This is a genomic window from Bacillus sp. NTK074B (genome assembly GCF_017303375.1).
GTDB lineage: Bacteria > Bacillota > Bacilli > Bacillales > Bacillaceae_B > Rossellomorea.
Genome location: NZ_JAFKOH010000004.1, coordinates 245,157 through 270,252, shown reverse-complemented (window position 1 = coordinate 270,252; position 25,096 = coordinate 245,157). Strand labels below are relative to the sequence as shown.

Below are 25,096 nucleotides of genomic sequence, written 5' to 3'. Positions count from 1 at the left end.
TATAACTTGTCAAGGAAACGTCTCAATTATAATTCAAGCGACTGTGGCGAATCTTCTTCATCGTTCATCAGACGAATGGCTGTAGGCTGGATTTTCAAGACGATATAATTTGGATCGTCAGGGCCTTCAAACCATCTCTTCATATGGTCATTCCATAATTTTTCTTTATAGTGGGCGGAGTCTTCAATGGAAGCGCGTCCTTCCACTTCGACGAAAGTATCCCCGTAGCCTTCCCCTTCATAGCCAAGAAGGATATGAACATTGGGGTTATCCTCTATTTCATCCGTTTTATGCGTCTCACTGCTCGTCGGTGTGTATAGCGTCAAGTCGTCGTGGAAGTACGTCATATAACGGGAATGGGGCTTGTTCCTTTTCACGGTGGCCAATGTACCCACCTTACTTTCATCAAGAACCTTTTGTATTTGTTTCTTCAATTCAGCTTGTGACACACAATCCATCTCCTTTGTTGATTCTTTTATCCATACTATTCCTTTTCTAAGGACGAAATAAACATGGGGATGTGTAATTCATGGGTTCATCGGGAATAACGACATTAAGAATGAACGAAGGATGATGAGTATGATACCGGAAACACTGGTTGATCTTTGCAAGAAGAGGATGGAACCCTATAACTGTGAGGGATTTGTTTATGGAAGGGGACCGATGACCCCTGAAATCATGATTGTGGGAGAGGCCCCCGGGGAGACGGAGATTCATAATGGCATGCCTTTTAGCGGAAGAGCGGGAAAGGTGTTGGATGAGTTCTTCAATTATATAGGCGTACCAAGGGAAGATATTTACTTCACCTCTGCAGTCAGAAGCAGACCTTTCAAAATCGTGCATAAGAAATCCATGGGGGATGAAATGATTGTAAAGAAATACAACAGAGCGCCGACAATGAAAGAACAGCTGGCTCATGCACCCATCCTTGATTATGAATTGAAGCATGTAAAACCGAAACAACTTGTAACCCTAGGGAATATAGGGTTGCAGCGACTGGTGGGGAAGGACTACAAAATCTCAGAAGTGCATGGGGAATTGATCCACTCTCGGGTCAGGCAACTAAGGAACCAAGAGACAAATGAATGGATCTGGAGTAAGGAGCCATATCGTATCTTTCCAACCTTTCACCCTGCCTCCATCTTCTACAACCGTTCACTGGAAAAAGAGATTTACAAAGACCTTGATAAGCTGAAAGAACTTCTTGGAAAAAAATAAGGGGCCGTGGCATGTTTTAGTTGCTATTTGAATGGGAAACGTAAGAAAAAAGCGTAAACAAAGGTGTGAAACAGATGTTTTTTGGAACGTGGTATGGAATCTACCGAATAATAATAGTAGGGATCCTTGCCTATTTATCCCTCATCATCCTATTGAGGGTATCTGGGAAAAGGACTCTATCCAAGATGAACGCCTTTGACTTGATTGTGACTGTTGGGATCGGTTCGGTACTTGGTATCATTCTGCTGAATAAGAAGGTGCCACTCATGGAAGGGATTACTGCCTATCTGGTCCTGGTCGGAATGCAATATGTGGTTGCCTGGCTCTCGGTTCGATCGCATACGATCGATCAGTTGGTGAAATCCTCACCGACCCTTTTGTATTATCGAAATCAATTTGTAGAGGAAAGAATGAAGAAGGAACGAATCGCTGAGATGGATGTGTTTCAAGCTGTCAGGGATAAAGGATTTGGGTCATTGAAAGACGTGAATATGGTCATTCTTGAAGCGGATGGAGGTTTTTCGGTCATAGGGAAGTCGAAAGAGGCAGATGAGGAGGTCATGAAGCATGTCAGAGGTTATGTTGAATGAAAAGGGATGGCATTCTGGAGGAATGCCATCTTTTTTTTGAGTTCACTCCTATTGATGAGTGGAACCTATTGTTTTGTTAAATTCTCCTGAGCCATCCTTACAAGCTCCTTCACCATATTCCCGCCGATCGCACCGCCGACTTTTCCTGCTTGTTCAGATGTTAATTTTCCATTATATCCACGCTGCAGAGGGATACCTTGTTCCCTTGCCACTTCATATTTTGCTTCCTTTGGATCATGAGTACCGGACACGCTCGCCTTCAATTGATCCAGAGCTCTTCGTGATTCAGGTACAAGTAGTTTCCTTTTCGACATATTTTTCACCCCTTTCACTAGGATACCCCAAAATTTTTTTGTCACGATGAAGACTTGTCATATAAGGCTTTCTCAACGTTTAGGAAAAAATCGTCATAAAAAAAGATTGTCTATATTGTGTCAAATAAAATATAATTCTTAATAGTTAGAAAATTTTATACAGAAAAAGGGGGAAATGCCGTGGAAGAATTCGTTGGCAAGTTGGTGGGGATCCTTTGGTCTCCTGTCATGATTTACTTTTGTTTAGGCGTAGGCTTACTATTTTCTATTTTAACGAAGTTTTTACAGGTACGGTTGATTAAAGATATGGTGGTTCAAATGTTCAAAGGTGGAAGCTCCAGTGCTGGGGTATCTTCATTCCAAGCTTTGGCTCTTTCATTATCGGGACGTGTCGGAACGGGTAATATCGCCGGTACGGCTACGGCGATTGCTTTCGGTGGTCCGGGAGCCGTATTCTGGATGTGGACGATTGCCTTCATCGGTGCAAGCAGTGCCTTTATTGAATCGACGCTTGCCCAGATTTATAAAGTGAAGCAGGACGGGGAATACCGTGGAGGTCCTGCGTATTACATCGAAAAGGGGATCGGCTGGAAGTGGTATGCCGTATTGTTCTCATTTGCGACATTATTGGCGATGAGTATATTAATGCCAGGCATTCAGTCGAATTCGATTGCGTTGGGACTTGAGAATGCATTTGGCCTTAATACGACGGTTACGGGAATTGGTCTTGTCGTGCTAATCGGGGTCATCATCTTCGGCGGGGTTAAACGTATTGCCGGAGTGGCTTCGTACGTAGTACCTTTCATGGCTATCGCATATATTCTTCTATCACTTATCATTGTCGGAATGAACATTGCTGAAATCCCGGCAGTCTTTGCCCTTATTTTCAAAAGTGCCTTCGGTGCCGATTCTGTATTCGGTGGAATCATCGGTATGGCTGTATCATGGGGAGTGAAACGCGGAATCTATTCCAACGAAGCCGGTCAAGGTACAGGGCCCCATGCCGCAGCTGCTGCAGAGGTTTCACATCCAGCTAAGCAGGGATTGGTTCAGGCGTTTTCAGTGTATATCGATACCCTTCTTGTATGTACGGCAACGGCATTCATGATCCTGTTTACGGGCTCCTTCAATACAGAAGCACCAGACGGGTCGATGCTTGCGAACAATTTAAATGGAATCGAAGCGGGACCTGGTTATACCCAGGCTGCCATTGAGTCTGTCATCCCCGGATTTGGAGCGTCATTCGTTGCCATCGCTCTGTTCTTCTTTGCTTTCACAACCATCATGGCTTACTATTACATGGCAGAAACAAATGTAGCATATTTACTGAGAGGCAAGAACTCAAAGATAGCGATGGTGGTTCTGAAGGTGGTCCTTCTTGGTGCCACATTCTACGGTGCAGTGAGGGAAGCGGCACTGGCCTGGGCCCTTGGAGATATCGGTCTTGGCCTCATGGTTTGGCTGAACCTGATTGCAATCCTGATTCTCGCTAAGCCTGCCCTTAAAGCATTGAAAGACTATGAGGAACAGAAGAAGCAGGGGCTGGATCCAGTCTTTAACTCTAAAAAACTCGGCATTAAAAATGCAGAGTTCTGGGAGCAGGAATATAAAGTGGAAGACAAGGAAAATGCATCCTAATCTGTAAAAAAGTAAACCTGTTGCCGTAGTGGCAGCAGGTTTTTTTACTTTCTTAATATGTAGCAGGGGATCCCTTTGTCTTCAGCGGTTGAGTTTTTGAAGACAGCTTGGAATAGATCCGGTCCCCGATATATTTTTGAAAAGCATACATAAGCAAAGATTTAACGAAAAACAGAGCGGATAACTGATATTGCTTCAAATGAGCCAATCTCCACACACCGAACTTTTTGAACAGGGAATAAAAGGGGTATGTAAAGAAAGTATCAACGAGAATATTGACGAATACATAAAGGTATATATTTTTGTATGTGAATTTCAGGATCCATACTGAACCTGTCAGAAAAACTCCGAGGACAAAGGGCATGATGCCATTCACATGGGAGAAGATCTTTGTAGAAATGGTCCACCATTTGATCCTTTCTGCCAGCACATTTTCACAATAAACAAGTAAGGACATGAACATGGAAGCGGGTAGGTATTTTTTTAACGTTTCTTTTCCTGCCAATAAGAGAAATACCCATGAAAGGAGCATCAATATCAAAATGAATCGTTTACTTCTTTTTGGGCTCAAGGCTTATTTCCCCCTTAATGAATGATCTTATTTATAGAATGGTTCATGAAAAAATAATTATACAGCTAAAGGTAATATTGTAATCCGATCAGAATAGTAAACAATATCTTTGAGTCGGACGTCAGAATTGATTATGATAAACGAAGGAGATAGTCTTTCAATTATGGGAGGTGCTGTTGGAGTGGATTTATATAAACCGTATGTTCAAAATGAACGCCAAAGAAGGTTGGTTGATGCAGCGGGGGAACTCGCTGATGCATTTTCTGAGCGAGGAGAGAAATATGACAGGGAAGATCAATTCCCGTACCAGAATTTTGAAGAACTCAAACAAAGTGGATATGGTTCTCTTACCCTACCTAAGGAGTATGGGGGAGATGAGATCACCCTGTATGAACTGGTGATGATTCAGGAGAGGCTCGCTACCGGTGATGCCGCAACGGCTTTATCCATCGGCTGGCATCTGGGAGGGTTGATGGAGCTTACGGAGACACGGGCTTGGGAGGAACATATCTTCAAAGATCTTTGCAGAAAGATCGTGGATGAGAAAGCCCTGATCAATCGTGCAGCTACAGAGCCCGCAACCGGGAGTCCCACGCGTGGAGGGCTTCCTCAGACCAAGGCCGTCAAGAAAGAAGGGGGCTTTAGCTTAACGGGCAGGAAATCCTTTACGTCCATGGCGAAAGTCCTCGACTATTCCTTAGTATCGGCAACGATCGATGATACAGACGAGAAAGGTTTCTTTCTTGTGGATCATGACCTTAAAGGAGTAAGCATCGAAGAGACGTGGGATACGATTTCGATGAAGGGAACGGGAAGTGACGATCTCGTCCTTACGGATGTCCGTTTGCCGGCCTCTTCGCTTGTTGAAAGGGATAGCAAAGCGGTGGGGAATGACATCCCGAAAGCTTGGCTGCTTCATATCCCGGCCTGCTATATCGGAGTGGCAATTGCAGCACGCAATTATGCCATCCAATTTGCGAAGGACTATTCCCCAACCAGTCTGCCCGGTCCAATCAAGGATGTTCCTGAAGTGAAGAGGAAAATCGGTGAAATGGAGTTGGAGCTGTTTAAGGCGAGACAGATATTATATTCAGTGGCGGATAAGTGGGTGAAGGAACCGTCCAAAAGGATAGACATGGCTTCTGAACTTGGTTCAGTCAAGCATGTGGTGACGAACAGCGCCTTTCAAATTGTCGATACGGCCATGAGGATTGTGGGTGCCAGGGGACTTTTCCGAAGTAATCCCATGCAGAGGTTTTATCGTGATGTGCGAGCGGGGCTTCATAATCCGCCGATGGATGATATGGTCATTGGGATGCTGGCGAAGAGAGCATTGGAATGAAAAGGGAGAAGGTACAGACTTTGATTGTCTGTACCTTTATTTGTGTATGAAATCCTCATTGAGGATGTAATGTCTTTTCTAATACATTTTGATGCTGTGTCTCCAGTATATGGACTTCATTCAATTCTTCTATAAGATCGTGAATGGATAATAATTCATAAAGCATGACGGTTTCACATGAAAAGTGATGCTTCATGGATTGAAAAGGCTTCATATGATGCCCTTCGTTATCTTCCCAGAATTCTTCCAATAGATTTTTCATAAGGGTGAAATGGTGATCCGGTATATGGAACGATGGATGATGCATGATTCCTTTTAAGCTTAGGGTGGCGTCCATGATCCGTTCCTTTTCATCTTCATTGAATGCAGATTGAACCGGTAAATAAATCAGGTTTCCGACATGGAAAAGGATTTGCCTTAATAGGTTCAGCTTTTTATATTCATAATTAAAGCACCGCATTTCCTGGCGGTTGGAGCGATGAAGCTTCCACTCTTCTTTCTGGTACTCGCAAAGGGTATCCGTCGTTTCAATTTCTCTTAGAATATCATTGAATATCAGCTTCGTCTCCCTGTGGAGTGAGTGATTCTGAAGGACTTCTGATCCCCGTTTCTCTAATAAGTTCCCCGTTTTGAAATAGAGGTTATGGATATTGGTTGAGATCGTGTTGGCGTACTTTGGAGGAAGTATCCACAGATTCACTAATGTTGATACAATCAAGCCGATGGTAGTCGTGCCCAGGCGTATGAAAAATGTCGCTACATAATGGTCGTGTATCGTCGGAATCATGGCTATTCCGGTCAATGTTGCAACCAAGATCCCGGCGCCGAGATGAAGTTTATGGCAGGTAACGATCGTCAGGAGTGCGACCAGTGCATACGTAATGGCGTGGTCTCCTAAGGTATGGGTGATGATCACGGCAAATAATGCTCCGATGGCCGAAGCTGGAAAACGGATGAATGCTTTTTTTATTGAATTTGCAGCAGTCGGTTCTATCGTCACAATGGCTGTAATGACAGCGAAGGTCGCCGGCCAGTTCATCAATTCACATACAAAGGCAGTAAGGAAAACGGCAAGTCCCGTTTTAGCAATTCTTCCCCCGACAAATTGAAACTTTTTCAAAAAATCCATAGTTTAAAACCTCTTTAATCAAATTCTCTATTCTCCATTATAAAGTAAGAAAAAACCAAATTAAATAAATTGACAAAAAAAGAACTGTTCAGGGAACAGTTCTTTATATATATGATAACTCATCTTAGAGGTAAGGGCCGCAAAAGAATTTGAATTGAACGAGGCATCTTTTGGTCATCCTGAGCCTCTTTCAAATACTTGTACATTCTTTTTCCGGCAACAGAGTTTGCGGAGTGAATCGTGATTCTCTCGGCAAATAACTGTTTTTCCACCATGTAGTGGACGAGCATTAAGCCATTACGAGTCTTACTCTCTAAGTCGTGATCCAATGAAAGGTGAGCGATAGAAAAATTAAGAAGCAGGTCAATACATTCATCGATGTCTTTCGCGAGAATGTACCCTTGGGGACAGTGTCGATAATCATCTAAAAATACATTTACTGTCATATTTATTCTTCTTTCGTCATTTGACTTAATTTAAGCCTAACAGAGATTGACAAATAGATATATAGGTCAATAGTATGAACTTTACAAATATATTTGTAATTTTTTTGTAGGTTTTTGGTGAGTAATCTTTATAAACTGCTTCTTTCTTAGAGAAAAAAGTAATGGTTGAATCAAGCCACAGGGTGACCCCATCAAACCTATACCGTTTCTTTCCTCTCCAGGGACTCTCTATATTTATAGCAAAAGAATAGTCTTTAAAGTATGTCATAGATTTTGTTGATATTATACTGATCATATTCTTATTTTCTCTCCAGTATGTTCAGTAATAAATCGGGTCTGTCTGTAATGATTCCGTCTGCCCCTAAATTTATGAGTCTTTCCATGGTTTCCGGGTCGTTAATGGTCCAATAATGGACATGCAGTCCGATGCGATGGGCTCCGGAGATCAAAACAGGCTGTGTCAGGTCAATATTTCCCTCCTGGATTGGCAGTTGAAAGGCATCGACATTGGATTTATACAGATTCCTTAAGAGCAACTTGTGAAGGATGACGAATTTTTTTGCTTCCTGCTTCCCGCCTTGAGTGGCAACCCTCCCGTTTGAATAGGACTCGAACAAATCAATGATGGTTTGATCAAATGAAGCGATGAGGACCTTATCCTCCATATCGTATTCGTCAATCAGTTCCATTAATTTCTGCACGATTTCCTCTGTCCGCTCTTCGGGATTGTCGTCTTTCACTTCAATGTTAATCCTCATGTCTGGAAAACGCTGAAATACTTCTTCAAGGGTTGGGACATAAACATGTTTTCCCCGAAAGGAGTAATGCCCTTCAAGGTCTTGAAAATAGTATGCCGCATCAAATCGCTGAAGTTCTTTCAACGTAAAGTCCTTTACAAATCCGCTTCCATTCGTTGTTGCGTCCACCGTAGGATCATGAATGGTGACCAACTGGCCGTCTTTGGTGATATGTATGTCCGTTTCGATCACGTCTGCTCCGATATCGACGGCGTGTTGGAAGGCTTCAATTGTGTTCCCGGGTGCAAGATGCTTACCACCCTGATGAGCGATGACAAGGGGGCGTTCATTTTCTTTCTGTAAAAATGGTGGTGGGGAGGCTTTTTTTATAGGCATCCAGTAGACGATAATGGAAAACGAGACAAAGAAAGCAATCATCGCTGCCAAAATAATTAAGCGCTGCTTTTTAGAAGGTTCAGGTATTTTGAGATTCGTATTTTTCATCCACTTTCATCCTTTTAACAATAGATTCTTATCTTTTATTATAAGTACGACCTTGTGAATTTAGGACAATAAAATAGGATGATTTTACATGAATCTAAAAAGAGGAGCGATGAAAGTTTTGGTTGGATTTACTATTTGAAGTAAAAAAATTACGTTTTAATAAAAAATAATTGCTTTTTGAACGTAATATGATTTACCTTATAAAGTAAGGAGGGGGTATATTCCATGAAAGATCATTTGAAGCTGAATGTTTCATTATTGCGTAAACGTGTGCCGAATCTGACAACGGCAGCTAAATCGGTGGGATTGAGGCCGGCGACGGTTTCAAACTTATGTACAGGTAAGATATCGGTCGGTCGTGCAGAAGTAAAAACAATCGTCACCCTTGCAAATCTGGCTAATTGCACGTTGGATGAACTGATTATTCAGGGAGGAAAACGAAGGATGATTGAAACGGGAATTAAAACACTTGATGTATTCGCACCAATTGTTCAGGGAGGTACCAACGGATTCGTCGCGAGAGCTCAGGTTGGCCAATTTGTCGTACTGGCTGAATTGACGCAAGCGTTGAAGAAGAAAGGGTACCACGCCATACTCTTGACACCTGATAAACCATACCCCGGTTTAAGTGATCTTGAAGGGTTTGTTCATGCTAAATGCCATAGTATAGAGGATGCTTTTGCAGAAGTTTCCATGGTCGAAGACAAAGAAAGCATTCTCATGTATGTGGATCGCTCGTATATTGTGTCGGGAGCATTGTATGAATTAAGGGAGCGCTTCGAAACAGAAAATTATACTGATCTCACGACACTATTGTTTGATCCGAGTGGGGAAGCAGTCGATGAAGACGACCCATTTGGTCCACTTGATTCACTCTGTTATTTCGATATTGATTTGGCAACCCGTGGGATCTATCCTGCCATTCACCCCGTTCAGTCCACGTCTGTTCTCTTAGAAGATGAAACGGTGGATTCCAGCCACTCGTCGACACACAAAAAGGCAAAAAAATTATTAAGACGTTATAAAGAAATCCGCGTCCTGATGAACACGATCGGGAAGGAGAAAATTCCAGAAGCAGACCTCGGGATTTTTCAAATAGGCGAAAGACTTGAAGCATATTTAAGCCAGCCCTTCTTTGTTGCAGAGGAATTCACAAAAGTTCAAGGCCAAATCGTACAGGTCCAGCAAACCATCACAGATATCCAAAAAATACTCAAAGGCGACTGTAACCACCTTGATCCTAAAGACCTTACCTATAAAGGGCAACTGAGCTGACTTTTGAGGGACGGATCTAGGGTGTTGGTTTCATCCAGCTCCGGCGGCTAGCCCCTCGAGGTCATAAGCTAAATGGCCCAAGAAGGCAAAAGAACGCCTTCTCAGCCCATTCATCTTATGCTTGTCGGGGCTGGGCGAGCCGCCTCCGCTTTTGGTTTCATCCAGCTCCGGCGGCTAGAGGCTCGAGGTCATAAGTCAAACAGGCCAAAAAGGCAAAGGACGCCTTTTCAGCCTGTTCGTCTTATGCTTGTCGCCTCTGGGCGAGCCGCCTCCGCTTTTGGTTTCATCTATGACTTTTTTCGTGATTTTATGGCAGGTGAAAGAGGATTTAACAGAATTTTGTCGTATGTGTAATGTAATACTTTTTTATACTGGGAGACATTCCGATGCTGATTGAGAAATTATTATTACATGTACTGATTATTTTGGCTCCTGTCCTCATCCAAACCTCGCTTCTTGAAAACCACAGGTTGGGGAAATCGCCTGTTTTCATAGGGGTTTTACATGGAATCGCAGCGTTCACGTGTTTGATTTTTGCTTATGAAAGCTTTGGACTATACTGGGATTTCAGGTATATTCCATTGGTTCTTTCCATGTTATATGGTGGGAGAAAGGCTGGGGTTATCGTATTTGTTTTCATTCTGTCGGCACGGATCATCAATGGAGGTGATGCGATTGCTTTCGGATTCATCAGTGCGTTCTTAGCCGGCCTTCTTCCATTTTTGATTTCCAACCGATTCTGGTCATTTTCTCCAAAGAAGAGAGTGACATTTGCTGTGCTCCTTGGTTTTTGGCCGGCGCTGGTCATGCTCGGCATTCTGCTATCCTTTGCTTTTATAACGGGCGTACCTGTATCAGGAAACCGGGAAATGGGGATGTATGTTCTCATATTCGGTGGAATCCAGGTACTTGGGGTGGGACTTGCAGCTCAACTAAATGAATGGATGATCGAAAAGAAGTTACTGCGTGAAGAAATCATGAAATCCGAGAAGCTGAATACACTTGGTGAACTGGCAGCTTCCATCGCTCATGAGGTACGAAACCCCCTCACTGTAGTGAAGGGATTCCTTCAGTTGATGAAGAAGCAGGTGACCGGAGATCACGATGAATACCTGAAGATTGTATTGAGTGAGTTGGGGAGGGCAGAGGAAATCATCAATGATTATCTTAGTTTTGCCAAGCCTGAGTTTGAAAAGGTCGAGAAGATCAACGTCAGGGAAGTTCTTTCAGATGTCACTGTACTCCTCAACGCCTATGCCCTGAAAGAAGGGGTTTTCCTTGAAGCTCATTTACAAGAAAATGCCCATCTGTTAACGGACCGGAATAAATTGAAACAAGCTTTCGTGAATATTATAAAAAATGCGATAGAAGCGACTCCGCCCCAGGGCAACGTCACCGTGAATCTTGAGGTCACCCATACCCATGCGGTCATTACGGTCACCGATACAGGTAAGGGGATGACCAAGGAACAGGTTGCAAGGATAGGGACGTTATTCTTTACTACAAAAGACCAGGGGACGGGCCTTGGTACATCGGTGTCCATGCGCATCATTGGGGCCATGGGGGGGCATGTTCATTATTCAAGCACAGTGAATAAGGGGACAGCCGCTACGATAAGCCTTCCGTTGAACAGTGAAAGGCAAGGTAAATACGAAGCAAATCCATCCAATACATATAGGAACAATTTAAACGCTTAGGAGAAGAACTAAGTGTTTTTTTATTCTGGTAAATGCCTTAACTCCATTTCCCGTACATACGTTCCATGATAGGATAGAAGATATGAATGATGAAGCCTAAAGTGCAGGCGACCATGACGGTTCCGATTCCCACTGCACCATGAAACAGCATGGCAAGCGTAATGGCAATGGCTTCATTTAATAAACGTGAATTGCGTAAGTTCAATCCGAAACGCCTGTGAATGGCCACCATAAATGTATCCATCGGACTTGAAGGGAGTTTGGCCTGAAGGTATATCGAAATGCCAATCCCGAGGAGCAGGATGCCTGCAGTGACCAGGGAGACCTGCTGAGGAAATCCCACAGGTTCCAGAAAGGTAAGACCCGTCGAAATCCAGTAATCAACCATCATCCCAATGATGAATATCGATAAGGCCGCTAACCATTGAATGCCTTCTTTCAGTAATAGGGCATTTATACAAATGAGAATGCATCCATTCATGAAGATGCATGTCCCGATTGAGAGATGAAAGAGGTTGGATTCCCCCACGGCCAGCGCATCCCAGGGAGCAGCCCCCAGCTCTCCTTTTATAATGAGAGAAACACCTAATGAAAGAGCGAGTAAACCAATACAATAAAAGCCGAATCTTGCCTTCATTCCCCGAATCCTCCGTTCCAAAATGCTTGTCTAATGTATATGTTCATTGAGAAACGGATAGAATCAACATTTTCTTATGAAAGATTGAGGTGAACCGTCCGTGAAGAAAACGATTAAAATATCCATCAGAGAATTGGTGGAGTTTGTCTATAAAGAAGGAAGCATCGATCTCAGGTTCCAGGCACGCTCCTCCATGACCATCGGTACAAGGCTTCATCAAAAGGTGCAAAGAGCATATAAAGAAGGCGATGAGAAGGAAGTCTTCCTGAAGGGGGAACTGGCATATGAGGATATACTTTATCAATTGGAGGGGCGCTGTGACGGGATTCACTATGATGAAGGTAAAGTCACCATTGAAGAAATCAAGTCGACGGCGAAACGGTTAGATTTGATTGAAGAAGGGTCCCGAGTCCACTGGGCTCAGGGAGAATGTTACGCCTATTTATTGGCAAAGGAGAAACAACTTTCCGGGATTGATGTTCAACTAACCTACATCGAGGTAGAATCTGAACAAACGAAGTCCTTCCATCACACCTATTCCACTGAAGAGCTTGAAAAGATCGTAACCGATATCCTGGTGGCCTATACCCCTTTTGCCATTTTGTTATTGAACAATGAAGTAAATAAAATGGGAAGTATAGAAAACCTCAGCTTTCCATTTCCTTCATACAGGAGGGGTCAAAAGAAACTGGCGGGTGCCGTATACAAAACCGTTGCCGAGTCAAAATCCCTGTATGCAAATGCACCTACAGGGACAGGTAAAACCATTTCCACTTTATTTCCCGCTATAAAAGCCATGGGCAAGGAAAATTCTAAATGGATTTATGTAACGGCCAAAACCATCACCCGTACTGTGGCGGAAGAGGCGTTGCATCTTCTTGAAGGAGAGGGATTGTCCCATAGGACTGTTACGATCACGGCGAGGGATAAAATCTGCTTTAAGGAAGAAACCATATGTCAAAAAGAGTATTGTGAGTTCGCCAATGGGTATTATGACCGTGTAAATGGGGCACTGACCGATATCTTGACAAATGAGACGATCATTACCCGGCCGATCATTGAAACATACGCCAGAGATCATAAAGTCTGTCCCTTTGAGTTCTCAATTGACCTTTCCTATTTGGTGGACGGAGTCATATGCGACTATAACTACATCTTCGATCCGAAGGTTTCCTTTAAAAGAATGAGCGATGATGGCAAGAAAAAGACGACTCTGTTAGTGGATGAAGCTCATAATCTTGTCGGCAGGGGAAGGGAAATGTATACAGCCTCACTGAAGAAATCGGATTTTTCTCGGATCAAAAATCTGTATCCCGGGCACGAAGAGTTGAGTCAGGGTTTAACGACTGTAAATAAGCAATTCCTCCGCCTGAAAAAAGAAGAAAGCTCTGATATTCGGAATGAGCTGGACGTTGAATTTATAGAGTCCGTTATGGGTTTCATCGAGATAGCTGAAAAGAGTCTGGGGGAAGCGGGCAAAGAGTGGTCAGAAGATTTCATGCAATTGTACTTTGATTCGTTAAGTTTTGTTCGGATTTCCAACCTATTCTCGAAGGAACATCGTTTTGTGATTGGTCGGAGCTCAGAAGACTTAGAAGTGAAGCTCTTTTGCATCGATCCATCTAAACTCATCAAGCAGGTTGCAAAACCCTTTCATTCCTCCATCTTTTTCTCTGCCACCCTCCACCCGTTTTCTTACTATTTTCAACAATTGGGTGGCGGGGAAGATGATTATCGTTTCTTGATGCCTTCCCCGTTTCAACAAGAACAATGGCAGGTTGGGATTCATCCTATCTCGACCAGGTTCAAGGACAGGGAACGAACGCTTCCCGCCATTACGAAGTCTATTGAAGAAACCTTCAATCAATATAAAGGAAATTATCTCATTTTCTTTTCATCCTATGCGTATATGGAGGAAGCATATGAAAGGTTGAACAAAGAATCGATGGTGAAGGCGGATACCATCATACAGGAACCAAATATGAATGAAGGGGAAAGAGAAGCGTTTCTCCAGCAGTTTCACAGTGATAGGGAGAATCCTGTTATCGGTTTTGCCGTCCTTGGAGGGATATTCTCAGAAGGGATCGACCTGAAAGGAGATCGGTTGAAAGGTGTGATCGTGGTTGGTGTCGGGCTACCACAGCCGTCGGTGGAACAGGAGATCATCAAAGATCATTTCAATTCCTTGGGGATGAACGGGTACGATTATGCCTATGTATACCCCGGACTGAACAAAGTGTTTCAATCAGGGGGGAGACTCATTCGTTCAGAGGAGGACAGTGGCGTCCTGAAGCTGGTCGATGACCGCTATTTGACTCCTGAATACCGGTCCTTATTGCTTGAGGAATGGAGGGATTACCGAGTCATAACGTAATAAAAGACCGCTGGGTAGCGGTCTTTTGTGTATTAATTGAAAGAAGGATCCTTTAATAGGCGATCGAACTCTTCAAGATGATGGGTTTCATCAGCGATCATATCATCGAGCTTGATGCTAAGTTCGACAAGACCTAATTCGTCAGCCTGTTCTTTACGTTTCTTGTAACGCTCGATTGTATCTGCTTCGGCTTTTCGTCCTTCTTCAAGCATTTCCTTCACATTATCCGTTTGCTTTACGGCTGCAGGCGTCGTTGTCGGATCTCCACCCAATGTTTTAATCTTTTCAGCCAGGTACAATGCGTGGCCCTGCTCATCTGGAATTTCCTCTTCGAAGAAAGGCTTTAAAATTTGACGATATAGGCCGCTCACAACAGCAGCGTAGTTTGTGTACAGAATAACTGCAGCATATTCATTTGCCAAATCTTCATTTAATCCATCAATTAATTCATTTAACTTTTCTTGATCCATGTAAATACCACCCTTTTTTATTTGTTGTATATAAACTATTTACCCGGGTTAGTGAAGAAATAAACATACCCGTTGGAATTGCATGCCCTTCAAATATTTTGTCTTGAAATGGGGATTCTAATTCTATAAAAGTCAGAGGAGGGATGAAAATGTCTAAACAGGGAAAGAAAAGTATGGACCAACCATCAGAACAATTGGCGAAGCAAAAAGCGAAGAATGACGTAGAATTTGCCTCTGATACCCAGATGGGAAATAGTGAGAGTCAAAGTCAGAAAAAAAGCGGTACACAAGTAAATAAAAAATAAATGACGAATATCTTTTTCATTGTAAGAAAATCCTATATGTAGAAACAGGAGGTGTAAAGGCATGAGAATTGGTGTTGAACAATCCTTAACAAACGTTGTAGAAGCCTTACGTGCACAGGGCCATGAGGTAGTGGAGCTGAAGCAGGAGTCAGATGCAAACGGATGTGACTGCTGTGTCGTAACAGGAATGGATACGGATGTAATGGGAATCCAGAATGTAGCGACTCAAGGTCCCGTCATCGAAGCAAGCGGACTGAGTGCAGATCAAATCTGTCAGGAAGTACAAAGCAGACTTCAATAGTTTACAGTAAAAAAACAGTCAGGGATGGCTGTTTTTTTACTGTAAACTATATAGTATGCGATTTTTGGCTCATTTTCAGCAAAGCTGAAAGGCGATTGAAACATACATTCAATCGAATGAGCCAAAAATCAACTAGATAAGGATTCGAAAAACGATCATCCAATCTGTGCAAGTGGCTGATTTCTCAAGTGCTCCCGCAGAAGGTCAGGAGCCGTTAAAAAGATCAGTCCATTCCCTTCCAGTGTTTTCGGAAAGCCGAGTGGGACCGTACGCTTAATGAGCTGGGCATATACTTCACATTCAGACAGCTTGCGGTCAAAGGAGACTTGTTCGAACTCTTTGATCAGGGCCAGGGCTCCTGAGACGTGTGGCGCAGACATGGAGGTGCCGCTGAGCTTAGCGTATTTCTCACCAGGAATGGTGGATAAGATTTGTTCACCGGGTGCCACTAAGTCAACTTCATTGTTGGAATTGGTGAAGTAGGAAGACTTTCTCTGGAGATCAATGGCTCCAACCGAAATGACTTCGTTGTAACAGGCAGGGTATGAGAATTCATCGGTACTGCTATTTGAGTCGCCCTCGTTGCCGGCAGCACAGACCACCAGGATATTGGAATCCACCGCTTTTTGAATCGCTTTATGAAGAGGCTCATAGTCAGTAGGACCACCCAAAGACATGGAAATGATGTCCACCTTTTGCTCAATCGCATACAGAATACCGTTTACGATCCAATCGTACTTTCCGCTTCCACGGCTGCCGGCAAGAACTTTAATAACCATCAGGTCAGCCTGTGGAGCCACTCCGATGACACCATCCCCGTTTTCACTTGCAGCAATCGTTCCCGCCACATGGGTACCGTGCCCGCTGTAATCCGTCACGTTATCTTCTGCGCCGTCATCATCGTCGGTGAAATTCCGGAATTTTTTCACCTTCCCCGCAAGATCCGGGTGGTTCATATCGCAACCTGTATCGAGGATGGCGATGGTTACACCTTTCCCTTTATAGCCATTCTTCCACATGCTAGGAGCTTGGATTAAATCAACGCCTTTAGGAATTTCATTTGCATCAACAATCATTTCTTCCATGAAATATGGAATTAACCTAATTTCACCTTGCATATCAATCCCTCCTAAAATAGTGTTGCATTGTAGAACGGAAATCAGAAGTTTCTGAAAATATAACATTTCTGGGACGAATTGAAAAGGGATAATAGTAATAGGAAAATAAAACCAATCATATCTTCTTACTCCAATGCATATAGGGATCTGGGAGAGAACAACTATAGGAATGATCCAAGGAAAGATCAGGGACGGTTTCAATCTGAAGGGATAAAAAATTTAAACAAACGTTTGATTAGTGGCTCGAACCCTTGATGAGAAAAGGGTTTCCCAGGTTAAACAAACGCTTGGTTAAAAAGGATGCTCCGGTTTTTTCATCATGTCATCGCCGGTTCCTTCATAAAATTGAATGAAGGAAGGGGGATGACGAGATGAATTATTATCAGTACGGCTATCCGGCTTATTCCTATTATCGAAATGCTCCCAATATGGCATATGCTCAAATCCAGGGAGGCCCGCTTGCTCCGGGGCTGCAAGGGTATGTTTTTTTTCGGGAAGTTCAAAATGGAGTGGAAGTATTTGCAGAGGTGACAGGTTTACCGTCCTATAAAAAAGGAAAAGGCGATCAAAAACCCATCGGACCCCACGGATTTCACCTCCATGAGAAGGGAGTCTGTGAAATAGGGGATCCGAAAGAACCTTTCACTTCTGCAGGGGGACATTGGAATCCAAACAACCAGCCTCACGGCAATCATGCAGGAGATTTTCCTGTTTTGTTTTCCAATGATGGATATGCCAAAATGTCCTTCTTTACGAATAAATTCAAAGTGGGTGACGTGATCGGTAAGGGAGTCATTATCCATCAGAATCCGGATGACTTCAGATCACAGCCTTCAGGTGATGCAGGTAAGAGGCTTGCGTGCGGAGTGATCATGGGGTATGGAATATAACAAAGAAAAGGGTTGACCCATAAATCGGGTCAACCCTTTTATAGAAGAGGTCTTAAAATAAGGTCTTAAAATACACCCAAGACATCCAGCATTACAAAAAGAATCAATACGGGCGCTACAAAACGGATCAAGAAGAACCATGTTTCAAATAATCCTCGCTTCAACCCGCTTCCTTGCTTCAACTCTTCATAAAGTGACGTTTTCTTCATTTTCATAGGGACGAAGAGTGCGATGAGCAATGACCCGATTGGAAGCAATACATTACTGACGGCAAAATCAGCCAGGTCGAAGATGGTTTTGTCGAACAGCGTGATGTCCCCTAGAATTCCAAAAGACAATGCCGATGGAATGCCGCAAACGAAAATGGCAAGTCCGATGATCCACGACCACTTTTTCCGCTTTACAAGGTCTCCCTTTGAAATGACGGATACGATGATTTCAAGCATCGAAAAGGCAGAAGTCAAGGCTGCGAATAAGAACAGCACTAGGAATGCGATGAAGAAGAGCATCCCGAAAGGAAGCTGACTGAACACGGTAGGCAGTACATTGAACAGCAGCACAGGACCGGCACCCGGTTCTAAATCAAAAGCAAAGACTGCAGGGAAAATCGCAAGTCCGGCCAGCAATACGATGAAGATATTCATCGCCACAATCGAAATGGCCGAACGTGGCAGACTCTGGTTTTTTGGGAGGTATGAGCTGTACGTCACCATGACCGATACTCCGACACTTAATGTAAAGAACGATTGCCCCATTGCTTCTAAAATCGTCTGAGACGTCACTTTAGAAAAGTCCGGCTGAAGCAGGAATGTAATTCCTTCACCCGCCCCGTCAAGGGTTACCGCGCGGATCACAAGCAAAATGAAAAGAATAAATAATGCCGGCATCATAATTTTACTTGCCAGCTCAATTCCTTTTTCAATCCCTTTAGCTACGACGATGATGGTCATCAATATGAAAAGAAATTGGACAAATACACTGGTTAAGGGATTTGAAATCGTCGTCCCGAATACTTCGGCATATTGATCTGAAGAAAGTCCATTTAATTGTCCAGTAACGGCTTTGAATAAATAAACGACGATCCAACCACCGATCACACTGTAGAAAGAAAGCAGAATGAAGGAGGTAATCATCCCGAGAATACCGACCCAGTGCCATTTAGTCCCGGGAGCGATCTTTCGGTATGAGTCCACGGCATTGCTCCCGGATGTTCGTCCAATCGAGAATTCTGCTAATAGTAATGGAAGACCGAGTAGTAAAGTAAATAGAATAAAGATCAGGAAGAATGCTCCGCCTCCATTTTCACCGGCGATATAAGGGAATTTCCATATGGCCCCCAATCCGATGGCAGACCCTGCTGCCGCTAAGATAAAGCCGATTTTTGATGACCATTGTTCACGCTGACTCATTCTCATTCTCCTTTCTGTTTTTATTGAGGTGAGGAAGGGGATTATCGCCCAAATAAAAAAATCGCCCCTACATATCGTAGGGACGATTTGGATATCGCGGTACCACCCTAGTTATGAGAAATATCTTCTCATCACTCTTCACACATAACGGCCATAGCCGTCTTTTGATCTCCTCAAAAGAAGCTCCGGAATCGAAATTCGCATAATTTTTGTACCGGTTCACACCAACCACCGGCTCTCTTTAACAGGGAAATGTCCGCTACTTGTTTCCTTCAAAGCTTTTTCAATATTAGGTTATACAATTTTTATCATGAATCAAAACGACTTGTCAATCTATTTCGGGAAAAGGAGTGAGATTGGGATGGGGTCGGTGGTGATGCGGAATGGTGCCCGGCACCGAACACTTGAAGAGTACCAGGCACCGAAAGTACCAATTGTACCTGGCACACACGCCATCCAGAAGCCTGCTTCCATTGAGTTCATCCTTCCACTGAAGTAAAATGAAAGAAAAATAGGTGAAAAGGTGTTTTGCATGAAATCATATATTATCGTTGGTGCCGGCATTCTGGGTGCTTCAACTGCGTATCATCTTGCGAAGGCAGGAGCGGATGTCACCATTGTAGACCGCAAAGAGACCGGGCAGGCAACCGATGCAGCAGCAGGGATCGTCTGTCCATGGCTCTCTCAGCGGAGGAATAAAGTGTGGTATCGTCTGGCAAAGAGTGGAGCCGGATATTATCCGAGCATCATAAAACAGCTTGAAGCTGATGGGGAAAGAGACACAGGCTATAAACGCGTAGGTGCCATCAGTCTCCATACGGATGACCAGAAGCTGCATAAGATGGTGGAAAGAGCGGAGAAGCGAAGGGAAGATGCACCGGAAATAGGTGAACTCACCGTGCTGACGGCAGAAGAAACAAGGCAGCGTTTCCCGCTACTTTCTGAGGAGTATCAGTCTGTTCATGTCAGTGGCGCAGCCAGGGTGGATGGAAGAGCGATGAGGAATGCCCTTTTAAATGGGGCTGAAAAGCACGGAGCCACACGACGAGAAGGGGATGCCACGTTGTTAAACGAAGACAATCGGATCATTGGTGTCAAAATAGGGGACGAAGTACTTTGCGCGGACGGAGTGATCGTGACGGCCGGGGCCTGGGCGAACGAGCTTTTCCACCCTCTTGGGATCAACTTTCTTGTATCCTCCCAAAAAGCGCAGATTCTCCATCTGCAAGCAGGGGGGCAGGAGACCGACGGATGGCCGGTCGTTATGCCGCCAAATGATCAATACCTTCTAGCCTTTCCGGAGGGAAGAGTTGTGGCAGGAGCCACACACGAAAATGAGGCCGGTTTTGATCAACGGGTAACCGCTCTTGGACTGCACGAAATTCTTCATAAAGCATTGGACATTGCACCGGGAATTGGTGACAGTGCACTCCTTGAGACGAGAGTGGGATTTCGCCCGTTCACACCTGGTTTCCTTCCCGTTTATGGTGCCATGCCGGGATTGGATGGTGTCTGGGTGGCCAATGGACTTGGGGCATCGGGCTTAACGGTGGGGCCATATCTTGGTTCGGAGCTTGCAAAACTTGCTCTCGGTGAACCGACAGAACTTGATCCCGATGACTATGATGTAGCGGGGGCCATCGAGTAAAAGAAGAAAAAAGCACTCCCCCTATCTTCTATAGGGAATGACCCTTATAATAGAGGGAGCGAAATTTAGTTTAGGAAGAAAAGGTGTTTACGATATGAGTTTATTGACAGTCAAAAACTTAACACATGGTTTCGGTGACCGTGCGATTTTTAACGATGTATCTTTCCGTTTGTTGAAGGGTGAACATATCGGCTTGATCGGTGCCAACGGAGAAGGAAAGTCTACGTTTATGAATATCATTACAGGAAAGCTTGAGCCTGATGAAGGGAAAGTGGAATGGGCAAAGCGGATCCGTATCGGGTACCTGGATCAGCATGCGAAGCTTAAGCAGGGTATGACAATCCGGGACGTATTGAAGACAGCCTTCCAATACCTGTTTGATATGGAAACAGAAATGAATGAGCTTTTTGCCAAGATGGGGGAAGCCACTCCTGAAGAATTGGAAGAATTACTGGAGGAAACCGGTACCCTTCAGGATGCGTTGACGAATAATGATTTCTATATCATTGATGCCAAAGTGGAAGAAATCGGCCGCGGCCTTGGGTTGGATGATATCGGATTGGATAAAGATGTCCACGATCTGAGCGGGGGACAGCGGACGAAAGTTCTGCTCGCCAAGCTATTACTCGAAAAACCGGACATTCTGTTACTCGATGAGCCTACCAACTATCTTGATGAGCAGCATATCAACTGGTTGAGACGCTATCTGCAGGAATATGAAAATGCATTCATCCTGATCTCACATGATATCCCATTTTTAAACAGTGTCATTAATTTGATCTATCATATGGAAAATCAAGAGCTGAATCGGTATGCAGGAGATTACCATGAATTCAAGCGAGTTCATGAAATGAAGAAACAGCAGCTGGAGTCAGCATTCAAGAGGCAGCAGCAGGAAATCTCGGAGCTGAAGGACTTCGTGGCCCGCAATAAGGCACGGGTATCCACCCGGAACATGGCCATGTCCCGTCAGAAGAAGCTCGATAAGATGGATATGATTGAACTCGCTGCAGAAAAGCCGAAGCCGGAATTCAACTTTAAACTAGCGAGAACCGCCGGCAGGGTCATCTTTGAAACGAAGGATCTTGTGATCGGCTATGATGAACCGTTATCAAAGCCTCTCAATCTCAAGATGGAGCGTGGTCAGAAGATTGCTCTATCAGGAGCCAACGGCATCGGGAAGACGACTCTATTGCGGAGCATCTTAGGTGAAATCAAACCGATTTCCGGTTCGGTGGATCTGGGTGATTATCTTCATATCGGATATTTTGAACAGGAAATCAAATCAAAAAACCATAACACGTGCATCGAAGAGGTGTGGAATGAGTTTCCTTCCATGAACCAGGCAGAAGTGCGATCAGCCCTTGCTAAATGCGGTTTGACGACGAAGCATATCGAAAGCAAGGTGGAAGTGCTGAGCGGTGGGGAGAAAGCCAAGGTACGCCTATGCAAGCTGATGAACAAAGAATCGAATGTCCTTGTATTCGATGAACCGACGAACCACTTGGACGTCGAGGCGAAAGAAGAATTGAAGCGGGCATTGAAGGAATATAAAGGTACCGTGCTTTTGATCAGTCACGAACCTGATTTCTATCAGGATGTAGCGACAGAGGTATGGAACTGTGAAGATTGGACAACGAAATTGTTTTAATAAAAAGCTGATTCCCTCAAATAATAAAAAGAGTAGAACTCGCCGTAGTAATGTTGGCGAGTTTCTATATTAGGAATACAAAAACTTCAAGTAAATAATTGTGATGCAATTCTATGTCTTGTTATTTTTGTAGAAAAATCAAGAAAAGTAAAATAAGCGGAGATTTTCCGGTTACGTTCAGAATGGAACTTGTTTTTTGAGTAAATAGGCGGAATTTTTCCGCTTATGCACAGAAAAATCACCCATATTGGTATGTTTTGAGTAAATAGGCGGAATCTTTCCGTCTATTTCAGCGTTAATATATATTCATTACTACTTAGGCGGAATTTTTCCGCCTATTTACCAGCTCTGGTGCTTTACCTGATCTCCTAACCGTTATGTGGAGTTTTGTCCCACCCAGTCCTGTTTCTATGAAGAACTACACCTGAAAGCGGCCCCCTTTACCCTTTATCAAATAACGGGATTCTCCTTTTTGTATGTTATTAAAATGATTCTTCCAATACGGACTCCAACGAAGAATACCCATTCTCCTCTAACCGGAGATCATCGAAGCTGTGCTTCATATGAAGGTCGATCAGTTCAAGGAGTGTCTGCTGATCCTTGTTTTCAATGGCCTTCACCATTTCCTCATGTTCACGGAAACGGACGTTTTCTCCCGGCTCTACATGATAAAACACATCAAATAAAAACAAATATACATTGGATTGGGTAAGCATTTCATCCATATAGCGAATCAGGAATTTATTCCCGCTTATTTCTGCCAGGAACAAATGAAATTGCTTATTAAGCTCGACGTATTTTAACAGGTCCTTTTGTGTATACGTTTCCTGTTCCTCTTCAAGAAACGAATAAAGCTTGGACATATCGGATTTTCTAACTTTAGGCAAGCCGTACTTTACAGTTAGACATTCGATTTCTTTCCTTAGTTCAAAAAAAGAAATGATCTCTTCCCTGGTAGGGTGGACGACGAATGCGCCTCGGTTTGGGATGAGCTGAACCAGGCCTTCTGCTTCCAGCCGTTTCAACGCATGGCGGATAGGGGTCCTGCTTACAGCCATCTTCTGAGAGATGATTTGCTCCACCAGCTGTGTGCCGGGTGCGATTTTCCTCGCCAATAATGCGTCCTTCAGATGGCTATACACTTTTAGTTCTGTGGTCTGTCTTTTCTTCACGGTCATCATCCATTCAATCGAATATTTCCTTTTCCTATCATATATGAAAAAGAGACCGAACCAAAATCAGGTGCCTTCTATCCAAAGACACCTGACTTACGAACCAGCCATTTAAGCGAATGATTTAAAGTTATTTCCCCAGATTTCGTTCATGCTGTGAACCGTAATGAAAGCTTTCTCATCGGTCGATTGGATATATGATTTCAACTTGGAGAAGTCCTTGCGTCCTACAATGGTCGTGATGACTTCTTTCTGGTCATCGGAAAAGGCTCCCTTGGCTGAATGTACGGTGGCTCCCCTTTCCAAATCTCCAACGATAAACCCCTTGATATCTTCACTATGTTCGCTGATGATGACGACTTCTTTGCTTTCATTGAAAAATTGAAGGGTCCGGTCTATCATCATTCCCTTGAGCAACAAACCAAAGAATGCATAAAGTCCGACCTGCAGTCCGAAAAACCAGGCAGACGCAAGGACAATCAGAACATCCGAAGCAAGAACGGCACGTCCCAGTTCAAGTCCGGTAAATTTGTGGATGATTTTTGCCAGTACTCCTGTACCTCCGGCGGAAGCACCCTGATTAAATATCATGGCGACTCCGATAGCTCCGATCAGGGTCCCTATGACAATTTGGATCAGGATGTCATGTCCGATCGGGTTCTGAAGAGGATGGAATACCTCTAATCCCCAAACCATTCCACTGAGGGAAAGACTGGCGAAAACCGATTTCAGTCCAAAACCCGGACCGATCAATATCAAGCCGAGAATGAATAATAACATATCCAGTGTAAACATGATGACGCCGACAGGCAGGTCCACAAATTGAGCAAGCACGATGCCGGCTCCACTCGTCCCGCCTGTCCCCACTTTATTGGGGGAAAGGAAAAAGTGTATATTCAATGCGATTAAAAACGCACCAAGAGATAGGTTCAATAAAGATTGAACTTGTTTCATAATGGAGCACGCTCCTTTTAAGTAACGGTAATTTGAAAAACAATCAACCCGATTATAAAGAGTGTATAACCCCATGTAAATGATAAATTCTTATGTAAGCATTTACGCATAAAAGTTTTTATAATGCCTGTTTTCTGACATTTTCAGTCTCGAAAATAGGGGAGAAAAATTGATTGACTTTTTTACATAAGGTGATTAATATTTAAATAGGTTAAATATTAAATGGATGAATAGAAATGGAGGGTGAACTTGTACCCGGACCAAATCCAGCAATCATATATAGATCGTTTGTTAACAGCATTTCACGTAGCGAATCGTCATATTCAGCAGGAAATGTCACTTGCATTGAAAGAGATGAATTTAACAGGTCCTCAGTTTTTCATCCTGTATCTTTTGTCGACTTCAGAAGATATGAAATCCACAGAACTTGCGGAGAAGTTAGATGTTAAGCCCAGTGCGATCACGGTCATGATCGATCGATTGCTGAAGAACGATTTTGTATCGAGGCATAGAGACGAAAACGACCGCCGGATTGTAAAGTTACAGCTTACGACAGGCGGGCGAGAGGTTTTCGAGATGGCGAAAAAGGTAAGGAGGGGAATCTTCTCCCAATACCTGTCCTATCTTGAAGAAGAAGATGTGGAACAACTTGTCACCATCTATGAAAAGTTGGCTGCAGCCGTTGAGAATGATACAGAAGAATAAG

General features: G+C 43.7%; 26 protein-coding genes and 1 other annotated feature. Of the genes, 14 read left to right on the top strand and 12 right to left on the bottom strand.

Going from position 1 to position 25,096, the window contains the following annotated elements:
* Positions 1-26: 26 nt before the first annotated feature.
* Entirely contained in the window at positions 27-458 is a 432-nt protein-coding gene (locus JI667_RS09300) for a pyridoxamine 5'-phosphate oxidase family protein (RefSeq protein WP_211201254.1), read from the bottom strand.
* A 121-nt stretch (positions 459-579) separates the two neighbouring features.
* On the opposite strand from JI667_RS09300, the gene JI667_RS09295 reads away from it, so the two are divergent.
* The gene (locus JI667_RS09295) at positions 580-1,218 is read left to right on the top strand and encodes a uracil-DNA glycosylase (RefSeq protein ID WP_414635228.1); all 639 of its coding nucleotides are present in this window, start codon (positions 580-582) and stop codon (positions 1,216-1,218) included.
* Between the two features lie 74 nt (positions 1,219-1,292).
* A complete protein-coding gene (locus JI667_RS09290; protein WP_206852373.1) occupies positions 1,293-1,808 on the top strand; it encodes a DUF421 domain-containing protein in 516 nt (171 codons plus the stop codon).
* A 65-nt stretch (positions 1,809-1,873) separates the two neighbouring features.
* Here the strand turns inward: JI667_RS09290 and JI667_RS09285 are convergent, their stop codons facing one another.
* Positions 1,874-2,122, bottom strand: a complete 249-nt coding sequence (locus JI667_RS09285; RefSeq protein WP_206852372.1) for a small, acid-soluble spore protein, alpha/beta type — start codon at positions 2,120-2,122, stop codon at positions 1,874-1,876.
* A gap of 228 nt (positions 2,123-2,350) precedes the next feature.
* On the opposite strand from JI667_RS09285, the gene JI667_RS09280 reads away from it, so the two are divergent.
* Positions 2,351-3,760, top strand: coding sequence for an alanine/glycine:cation symporter family protein (locus JI667_RS09280; protein ID WP_211201268.1), 1,410 nt, complete (start codon positions 2,351-2,353; stop codon positions 3,758-3,760).
* Between the two features lie 52 nt (positions 3,761-3,812).
* Here the strand turns inward: JI667_RS09280 and JI667_RS09275 are convergent, their stop codons facing one another.
* Positions 3,813-4,331: a hypothetical protein gene (locus tag JI667_RS09275; protein WP_206852368.1), complete on the bottom strand. Its 519-nt coding sequence runs from the start codon at positions 4,329-4,331 to the stop codon at positions 3,813-3,815.
* Positions 4,332-4,512: 181 nt separating this feature from the next.
* On the opposite strand from JI667_RS09275, the gene JI667_RS09270 reads away from it, so the two are divergent.
* Positions 4,513-5,673 (top strand): acyl-CoA dehydrogenase family protein, encoded by a 1,161-nt coding sequence (locus JI667_RS09270; RefSeq protein ID WP_368077893.1) that lies wholly within the window; start codon positions 4,513-4,515, stop codon positions 5,671-5,673.
* Between the two features lie 55 nt (positions 5,674-5,728).
* On the opposite strand, the gene JI667_RS09265 is transcribed toward JI667_RS09270, so the two are convergent.
* The 3 genes from JI667_RS09265 to JI667_RS09255 all read right to left on the bottom strand — a co-directional run bounded on the left by JI667_RS09265 (position 5,729) and on the right by JI667_RS09255 (position 8,489).
* Positions 5,729-6,802: an aromatic acid exporter family protein gene (locus tag JI667_RS09265; RefSeq protein ID WP_206852365.1), complete on the bottom strand. Its 1,074-nt coding sequence runs from the start codon at positions 6,800-6,802 to the stop codon at positions 5,729-5,731.
* Positions 6,803-6,921: 119 nt separating this feature from the next.
* Positions 6,922-7,248: a cyclic-phosphate processing receiver domain-containing protein gene (locus JI667_RS09260; RefSeq protein ID WP_206852363.1), complete on the bottom strand. Its 327-nt coding sequence runs from the start codon at positions 7,246-7,248 to the stop codon at positions 6,922-6,924.
* 299 nt (positions 7,249-7,547) lie between these two features.
* On the bottom strand, positions 7,548-8,489 hold the full coding sequence (locus JI667_RS09255) for a glycerophosphodiester phosphodiesterase (protein WP_206852361.1): 942 nt from the start codon (positions 8,487-8,489) through the stop codon (positions 7,548-7,550).
* A gap of 225 nt (positions 8,490-8,714) precedes the next feature.
* On the opposite strand from JI667_RS09255, the gene JI667_RS09250 reads away from it, so the two are divergent.
* A complete protein-coding gene (locus tag JI667_RS09250; RefSeq protein ID WP_206852359.1) occupies positions 8,715-9,764 on the top strand; it encodes a hypothetical protein in 1,050 nt (349 codons plus the stop codon).
* A gap of 386 nt (positions 9,765-10,150) precedes the next feature.
* Positions 10,151-11,461, top strand: a complete 1,311-nt coding sequence (locus JI667_RS09245) for an ATP-binding protein (RefSeq protein WP_206852357.1) — start codon at positions 10,151-10,153, stop codon at positions 11,459-11,461.
* A 37-nt stretch (positions 11,462-11,498) separates the two neighbouring features.
* Here JI667_RS09245 and JI667_RS09240 read toward each other — a convergent pair whose 3' ends face one another.
* Positions 11,499-12,098: a YczE/YyaS/YitT family protein gene (locus JI667_RS09240; protein WP_206852347.1), complete on the bottom strand. Its 600-nt coding sequence runs from the start codon at positions 12,096-12,098 to the stop codon at positions 11,499-11,501.
* Between the two features lie 100 nt (positions 12,099-12,198).
* Here JI667_RS09240 and JI667_RS09235 point away from each other — a divergent pair, with 100 nt between their 5' ends.
* A complete protein-coding gene (locus JI667_RS09235; protein ID WP_206852344.1) occupies positions 12,199-14,472 on the top strand; it encodes a helicase C-terminal domain-containing protein in 2,274 nt (757 codons plus the stop codon).
* A gap of 32 nt (positions 14,473-14,504) precedes the next feature.
* Here JI667_RS09235 and JI667_RS09230 read toward each other — a convergent pair whose 3' ends face one another.
* Positions 14,505-14,942: a ferritin-like domain-containing protein gene (locus JI667_RS09230; protein WP_206852343.1), complete on the bottom strand. Its 438-nt coding sequence runs from the start codon at positions 14,940-14,942 to the stop codon at positions 14,505-14,507.
* Between the two features lie 149 nt (positions 14,943-15,091).
* Here JI667_RS09230 and JI667_RS09225 point away from each other — a divergent pair, with 149 nt between their 5' ends.
* Both JI667_RS09225 and JI667_RS09220 read left to right on the top strand, forming a co-directional pair.
* Positions 15,092-15,247, top strand: a complete 156-nt coding sequence (locus JI667_RS09225) for a hypothetical protein (RefSeq protein ID WP_206852340.1) — start codon at positions 15,092-15,094, stop codon at positions 15,245-15,247.
* A 61-nt stretch (positions 15,248-15,308) separates the two neighbouring features.
* Positions 15,309-15,548: a YkuS family protein gene (locus JI667_RS09220; RefSeq protein WP_206852339.1), complete on the top strand. Its 240-nt coding sequence runs from the start codon at positions 15,309-15,311 to the stop codon at positions 15,546-15,548.
* 155 nt (positions 15,549-15,703) lie between these two features.
* On the opposite strand, the gene JI667_RS09215 is transcribed toward JI667_RS09220, so the two are convergent.
* Positions 15,704-16,666, bottom strand: coding sequence for a S8 family peptidase (locus tag JI667_RS09215; protein WP_206852336.1), 963 nt, complete (start codon positions 16,664-16,666; stop codon positions 15,704-15,706).
* A gap of 371 nt (positions 16,667-17,037) precedes the next feature.
* Between JI667_RS09215 and JI667_RS09210 the strand changes: the two genes are divergently transcribed.
* Positions 17,038-17,556, top strand: a complete 519-nt coding sequence (locus JI667_RS09210; RefSeq protein WP_206852335.1) for a superoxide dismutase family protein — start codon at positions 17,038-17,040, stop codon at positions 17,554-17,556.
* A gap of 65 nt (positions 17,557-17,621) precedes the next feature.
* Here JI667_RS09210 and JI667_RS09205 read toward each other — a convergent pair whose 3' ends face one another.
* Positions 17,622-18,965 carry a sodium-dependent transporter gene (locus tag JI667_RS09205; RefSeq protein WP_206852333.1) on the bottom strand — a complete coding sequence of 448 codons (1,344 nt, stop codon included), beginning with the start codon at positions 18,963-18,965 and terminating at the stop codon, positions 17,622-17,624.
* 75 nt (positions 18,966-19,040) lie between these two features.
* Positions 19,041-19,250, bottom strand: a binding site (T-box leader).
* A 76-nt stretch (positions 19,251-19,326) separates the two neighbouring features.
* Between JI667_RS09205 and JI667_RS09200 the strand changes: the two genes are divergently transcribed.
* The 3 genes from JI667_RS09200 to JI667_RS09190 all read left to right on the top strand — a co-directional run bounded on the left by JI667_RS09200 (position 19,327) and on the right by JI667_RS09190 (position 22,264).
* Positions 19,327-19,464 (top strand): hypothetical protein, encoded by a 138-nt coding sequence (locus JI667_RS09200; protein WP_206852331.1) that lies wholly within the window; start codon positions 19,327-19,329, stop codon positions 19,462-19,464.
* Between the two features lie 33 nt (positions 19,465-19,497).
* Positions 19,498-20,613 (top strand): NAD(P)/FAD-dependent oxidoreductase, encoded by a 1,116-nt coding sequence (locus JI667_RS09195; RefSeq protein WP_206852330.1) that lies wholly within the window; start codon positions 19,498-19,500, stop codon positions 20,611-20,613.
* A 94-nt stretch (positions 20,614-20,707) separates the two neighbouring features.
* Positions 20,708-22,264 (top strand): ABC-F family ATP-binding cassette domain-containing protein, encoded by a 1,557-nt coding sequence (locus JI667_RS09190; protein WP_206852329.1) that lies wholly within the window; start codon positions 20,708-20,710, stop codon positions 22,262-22,264.
* Positions 22,265-22,746: 482 nt separating this feature from the next.
* Here JI667_RS09190 and JI667_RS09185 read toward each other — a convergent pair whose 3' ends face one another.
* Positions 22,747-23,436, bottom strand: coding sequence for a GntR family transcriptional regulator (locus JI667_RS09185; protein ID WP_206852328.1), 690 nt, complete (start codon positions 23,434-23,436; stop codon positions 22,747-22,749).
* A 111-nt stretch (positions 23,437-23,547) separates the two neighbouring features.
* A complete protein-coding gene (locus JI667_RS09180; protein WP_244668266.1) occupies positions 23,548-24,390 on the bottom strand; it encodes a YitT family protein in 843 nt (280 codons plus the stop codon).
* Between the two features lie 249 nt (positions 24,391-24,639).
* Between JI667_RS09180 and JI667_RS09175 the strand changes: the two genes are divergently transcribed.
* On the top strand, positions 24,640-25,095 hold the full coding sequence (locus JI667_RS09175; RefSeq protein WP_244668265.1) for a MarR family winged helix-turn-helix transcriptional regulator: 456 nt from the start codon (positions 24,640-24,642) through the stop codon (positions 25,093-25,095).
* Position 25,096 lies beyond the last annotated feature (1 nt).

Excerpts from the sequence above, each read along its gene's own strand:
- JI667_RS09300 (WP_211201254.1), bottom strand. The coding sequence starts at position 458 with ATGGATTGTGTGTCACAAGCTGAATTGAAGAAACAAATACAAAAGGTT.
- JI667_RS09295 (WP_414635228.1), top strand. The coding sequence starts at position 580 with ATGATACCGGAAACACTGGTTGATCTTTGCAAGAAGAGGATGGAACCC.
- JI667_RS09290 (WP_206852373.1), top strand. The coding sequence starts at position 1,293 with ATGTTTTTTGGAACGTGGTATGGAATCTACCGAATAATAATAGTAGGG.
- JI667_RS09285 (WP_206852372.1), bottom strand. The coding sequence starts at position 2,122 with ATGTCGAAAAGGAAACTACTTGTACCTGAATCACGAAGAGCTCTGGAT.
- JI667_RS09280 (WP_211201268.1), top strand. The coding sequence starts at position 2,351 with ATGATTTACTTTTGTTTAGGCGTAGGCTTACTATTTTCTATTTTAACG.
- JI667_RS09265 (WP_206852365.1), bottom strand. The coding sequence starts at position 6,802 with ATGGATTTTTTGAAAAAGTTTCAATTTGTCGGGGGAAGAATTGCTAAA.
- JI667_RS09260 (WP_206852363.1), bottom strand. The coding sequence starts at position 7,248 with ATGACAGTAAATGTATTTTTAGATGATTATCGACACTGTCCCCAAGGG.
- JI667_RS09255 (WP_206852361.1), bottom strand. The coding sequence starts at position 8,489 with ATGAAAAATACGAATCTCAAAATACCTGAACCTTCTAAAAAGCAGCGC.
- JI667_RS09250 (WP_206852359.1), top strand. The coding sequence starts at position 8,715 with ATGAAAGATCATTTGAAGCTGAATGTTTCATTATTGCGTAAACGTGTG.
- JI667_RS09245 (WP_206852357.1), top strand. The coding sequence starts at position 10,151 with ATGCTGATTGAGAAATTATTATTACATGTACTGATTATTTTGGCTCCT.
- JI667_RS09240 (WP_206852347.1), bottom strand. The coding sequence starts at position 12,098 with ATGAAGGCAAGATTCGGCTTTTATTGTATTGGTTTACTCGCTCTTTCA.
- JI667_RS09230 (WP_206852343.1), bottom strand. The coding sequence starts at position 14,942 with ATGGATCAAGAAAAGTTAAATGAATTAATTGATGGATTAAATGAAGAT.
- JI667_RS09225 (WP_206852340.1), top strand. The coding sequence starts at position 15,092 with ATGTCTAAACAGGGAAAGAAAAGTATGGACCAACCATCAGAACAATTG.
- JI667_RS09220 (WP_206852339.1), top strand. The coding sequence starts at position 15,309 with ATGAGAATTGGTGTTGAACAATCCTTAACAAACGTTGTAGAAGCCTTA.
- JI667_RS09215 (WP_206852336.1), bottom strand. The coding sequence starts at position 16,666 with ATGCAAGGTGAAATTAGGTTAATTCCATATTTCATGGAAGAAATGATT.
- JI667_RS09210 (WP_206852335.1), top strand. The coding sequence starts at position 17,038 with ATGAATTATTATCAGTACGGCTATCCGGCTTATTCCTATTATCGAAAT.
- JI667_RS09205 (WP_206852333.1), bottom strand. The coding sequence starts at position 18,965 with ATGAGTCAGCGTGAACAATGGTCATCAAAAATCGGCTTTATCTTAGCG.
- JI667_RS09200 (WP_206852331.1), top strand. The coding sequence starts at position 19,327 with ATGGGGTCGGTGGTGATGCGGAATGGTGCCCGGCACCGAACACTTGAA.
- JI667_RS09195 (WP_206852330.1), top strand. The coding sequence starts at position 19,498 with ATGAAATCATATATTATCGTTGGTGCCGGCATTCTGGGTGCTTCAACT.
- JI667_RS09190 (WP_206852329.1), top strand. The coding sequence starts at position 20,708 with ATGAGTTTATTGACAGTCAAAAACTTAACACATGGTTTCGGTGACCGT.
- JI667_RS09180 (WP_244668266.1), bottom strand. The coding sequence starts at position 24,390 with ATGAAACAAGTTCAATCTTTATTGAACCTATCTCTTGGTGCGTTTTTA.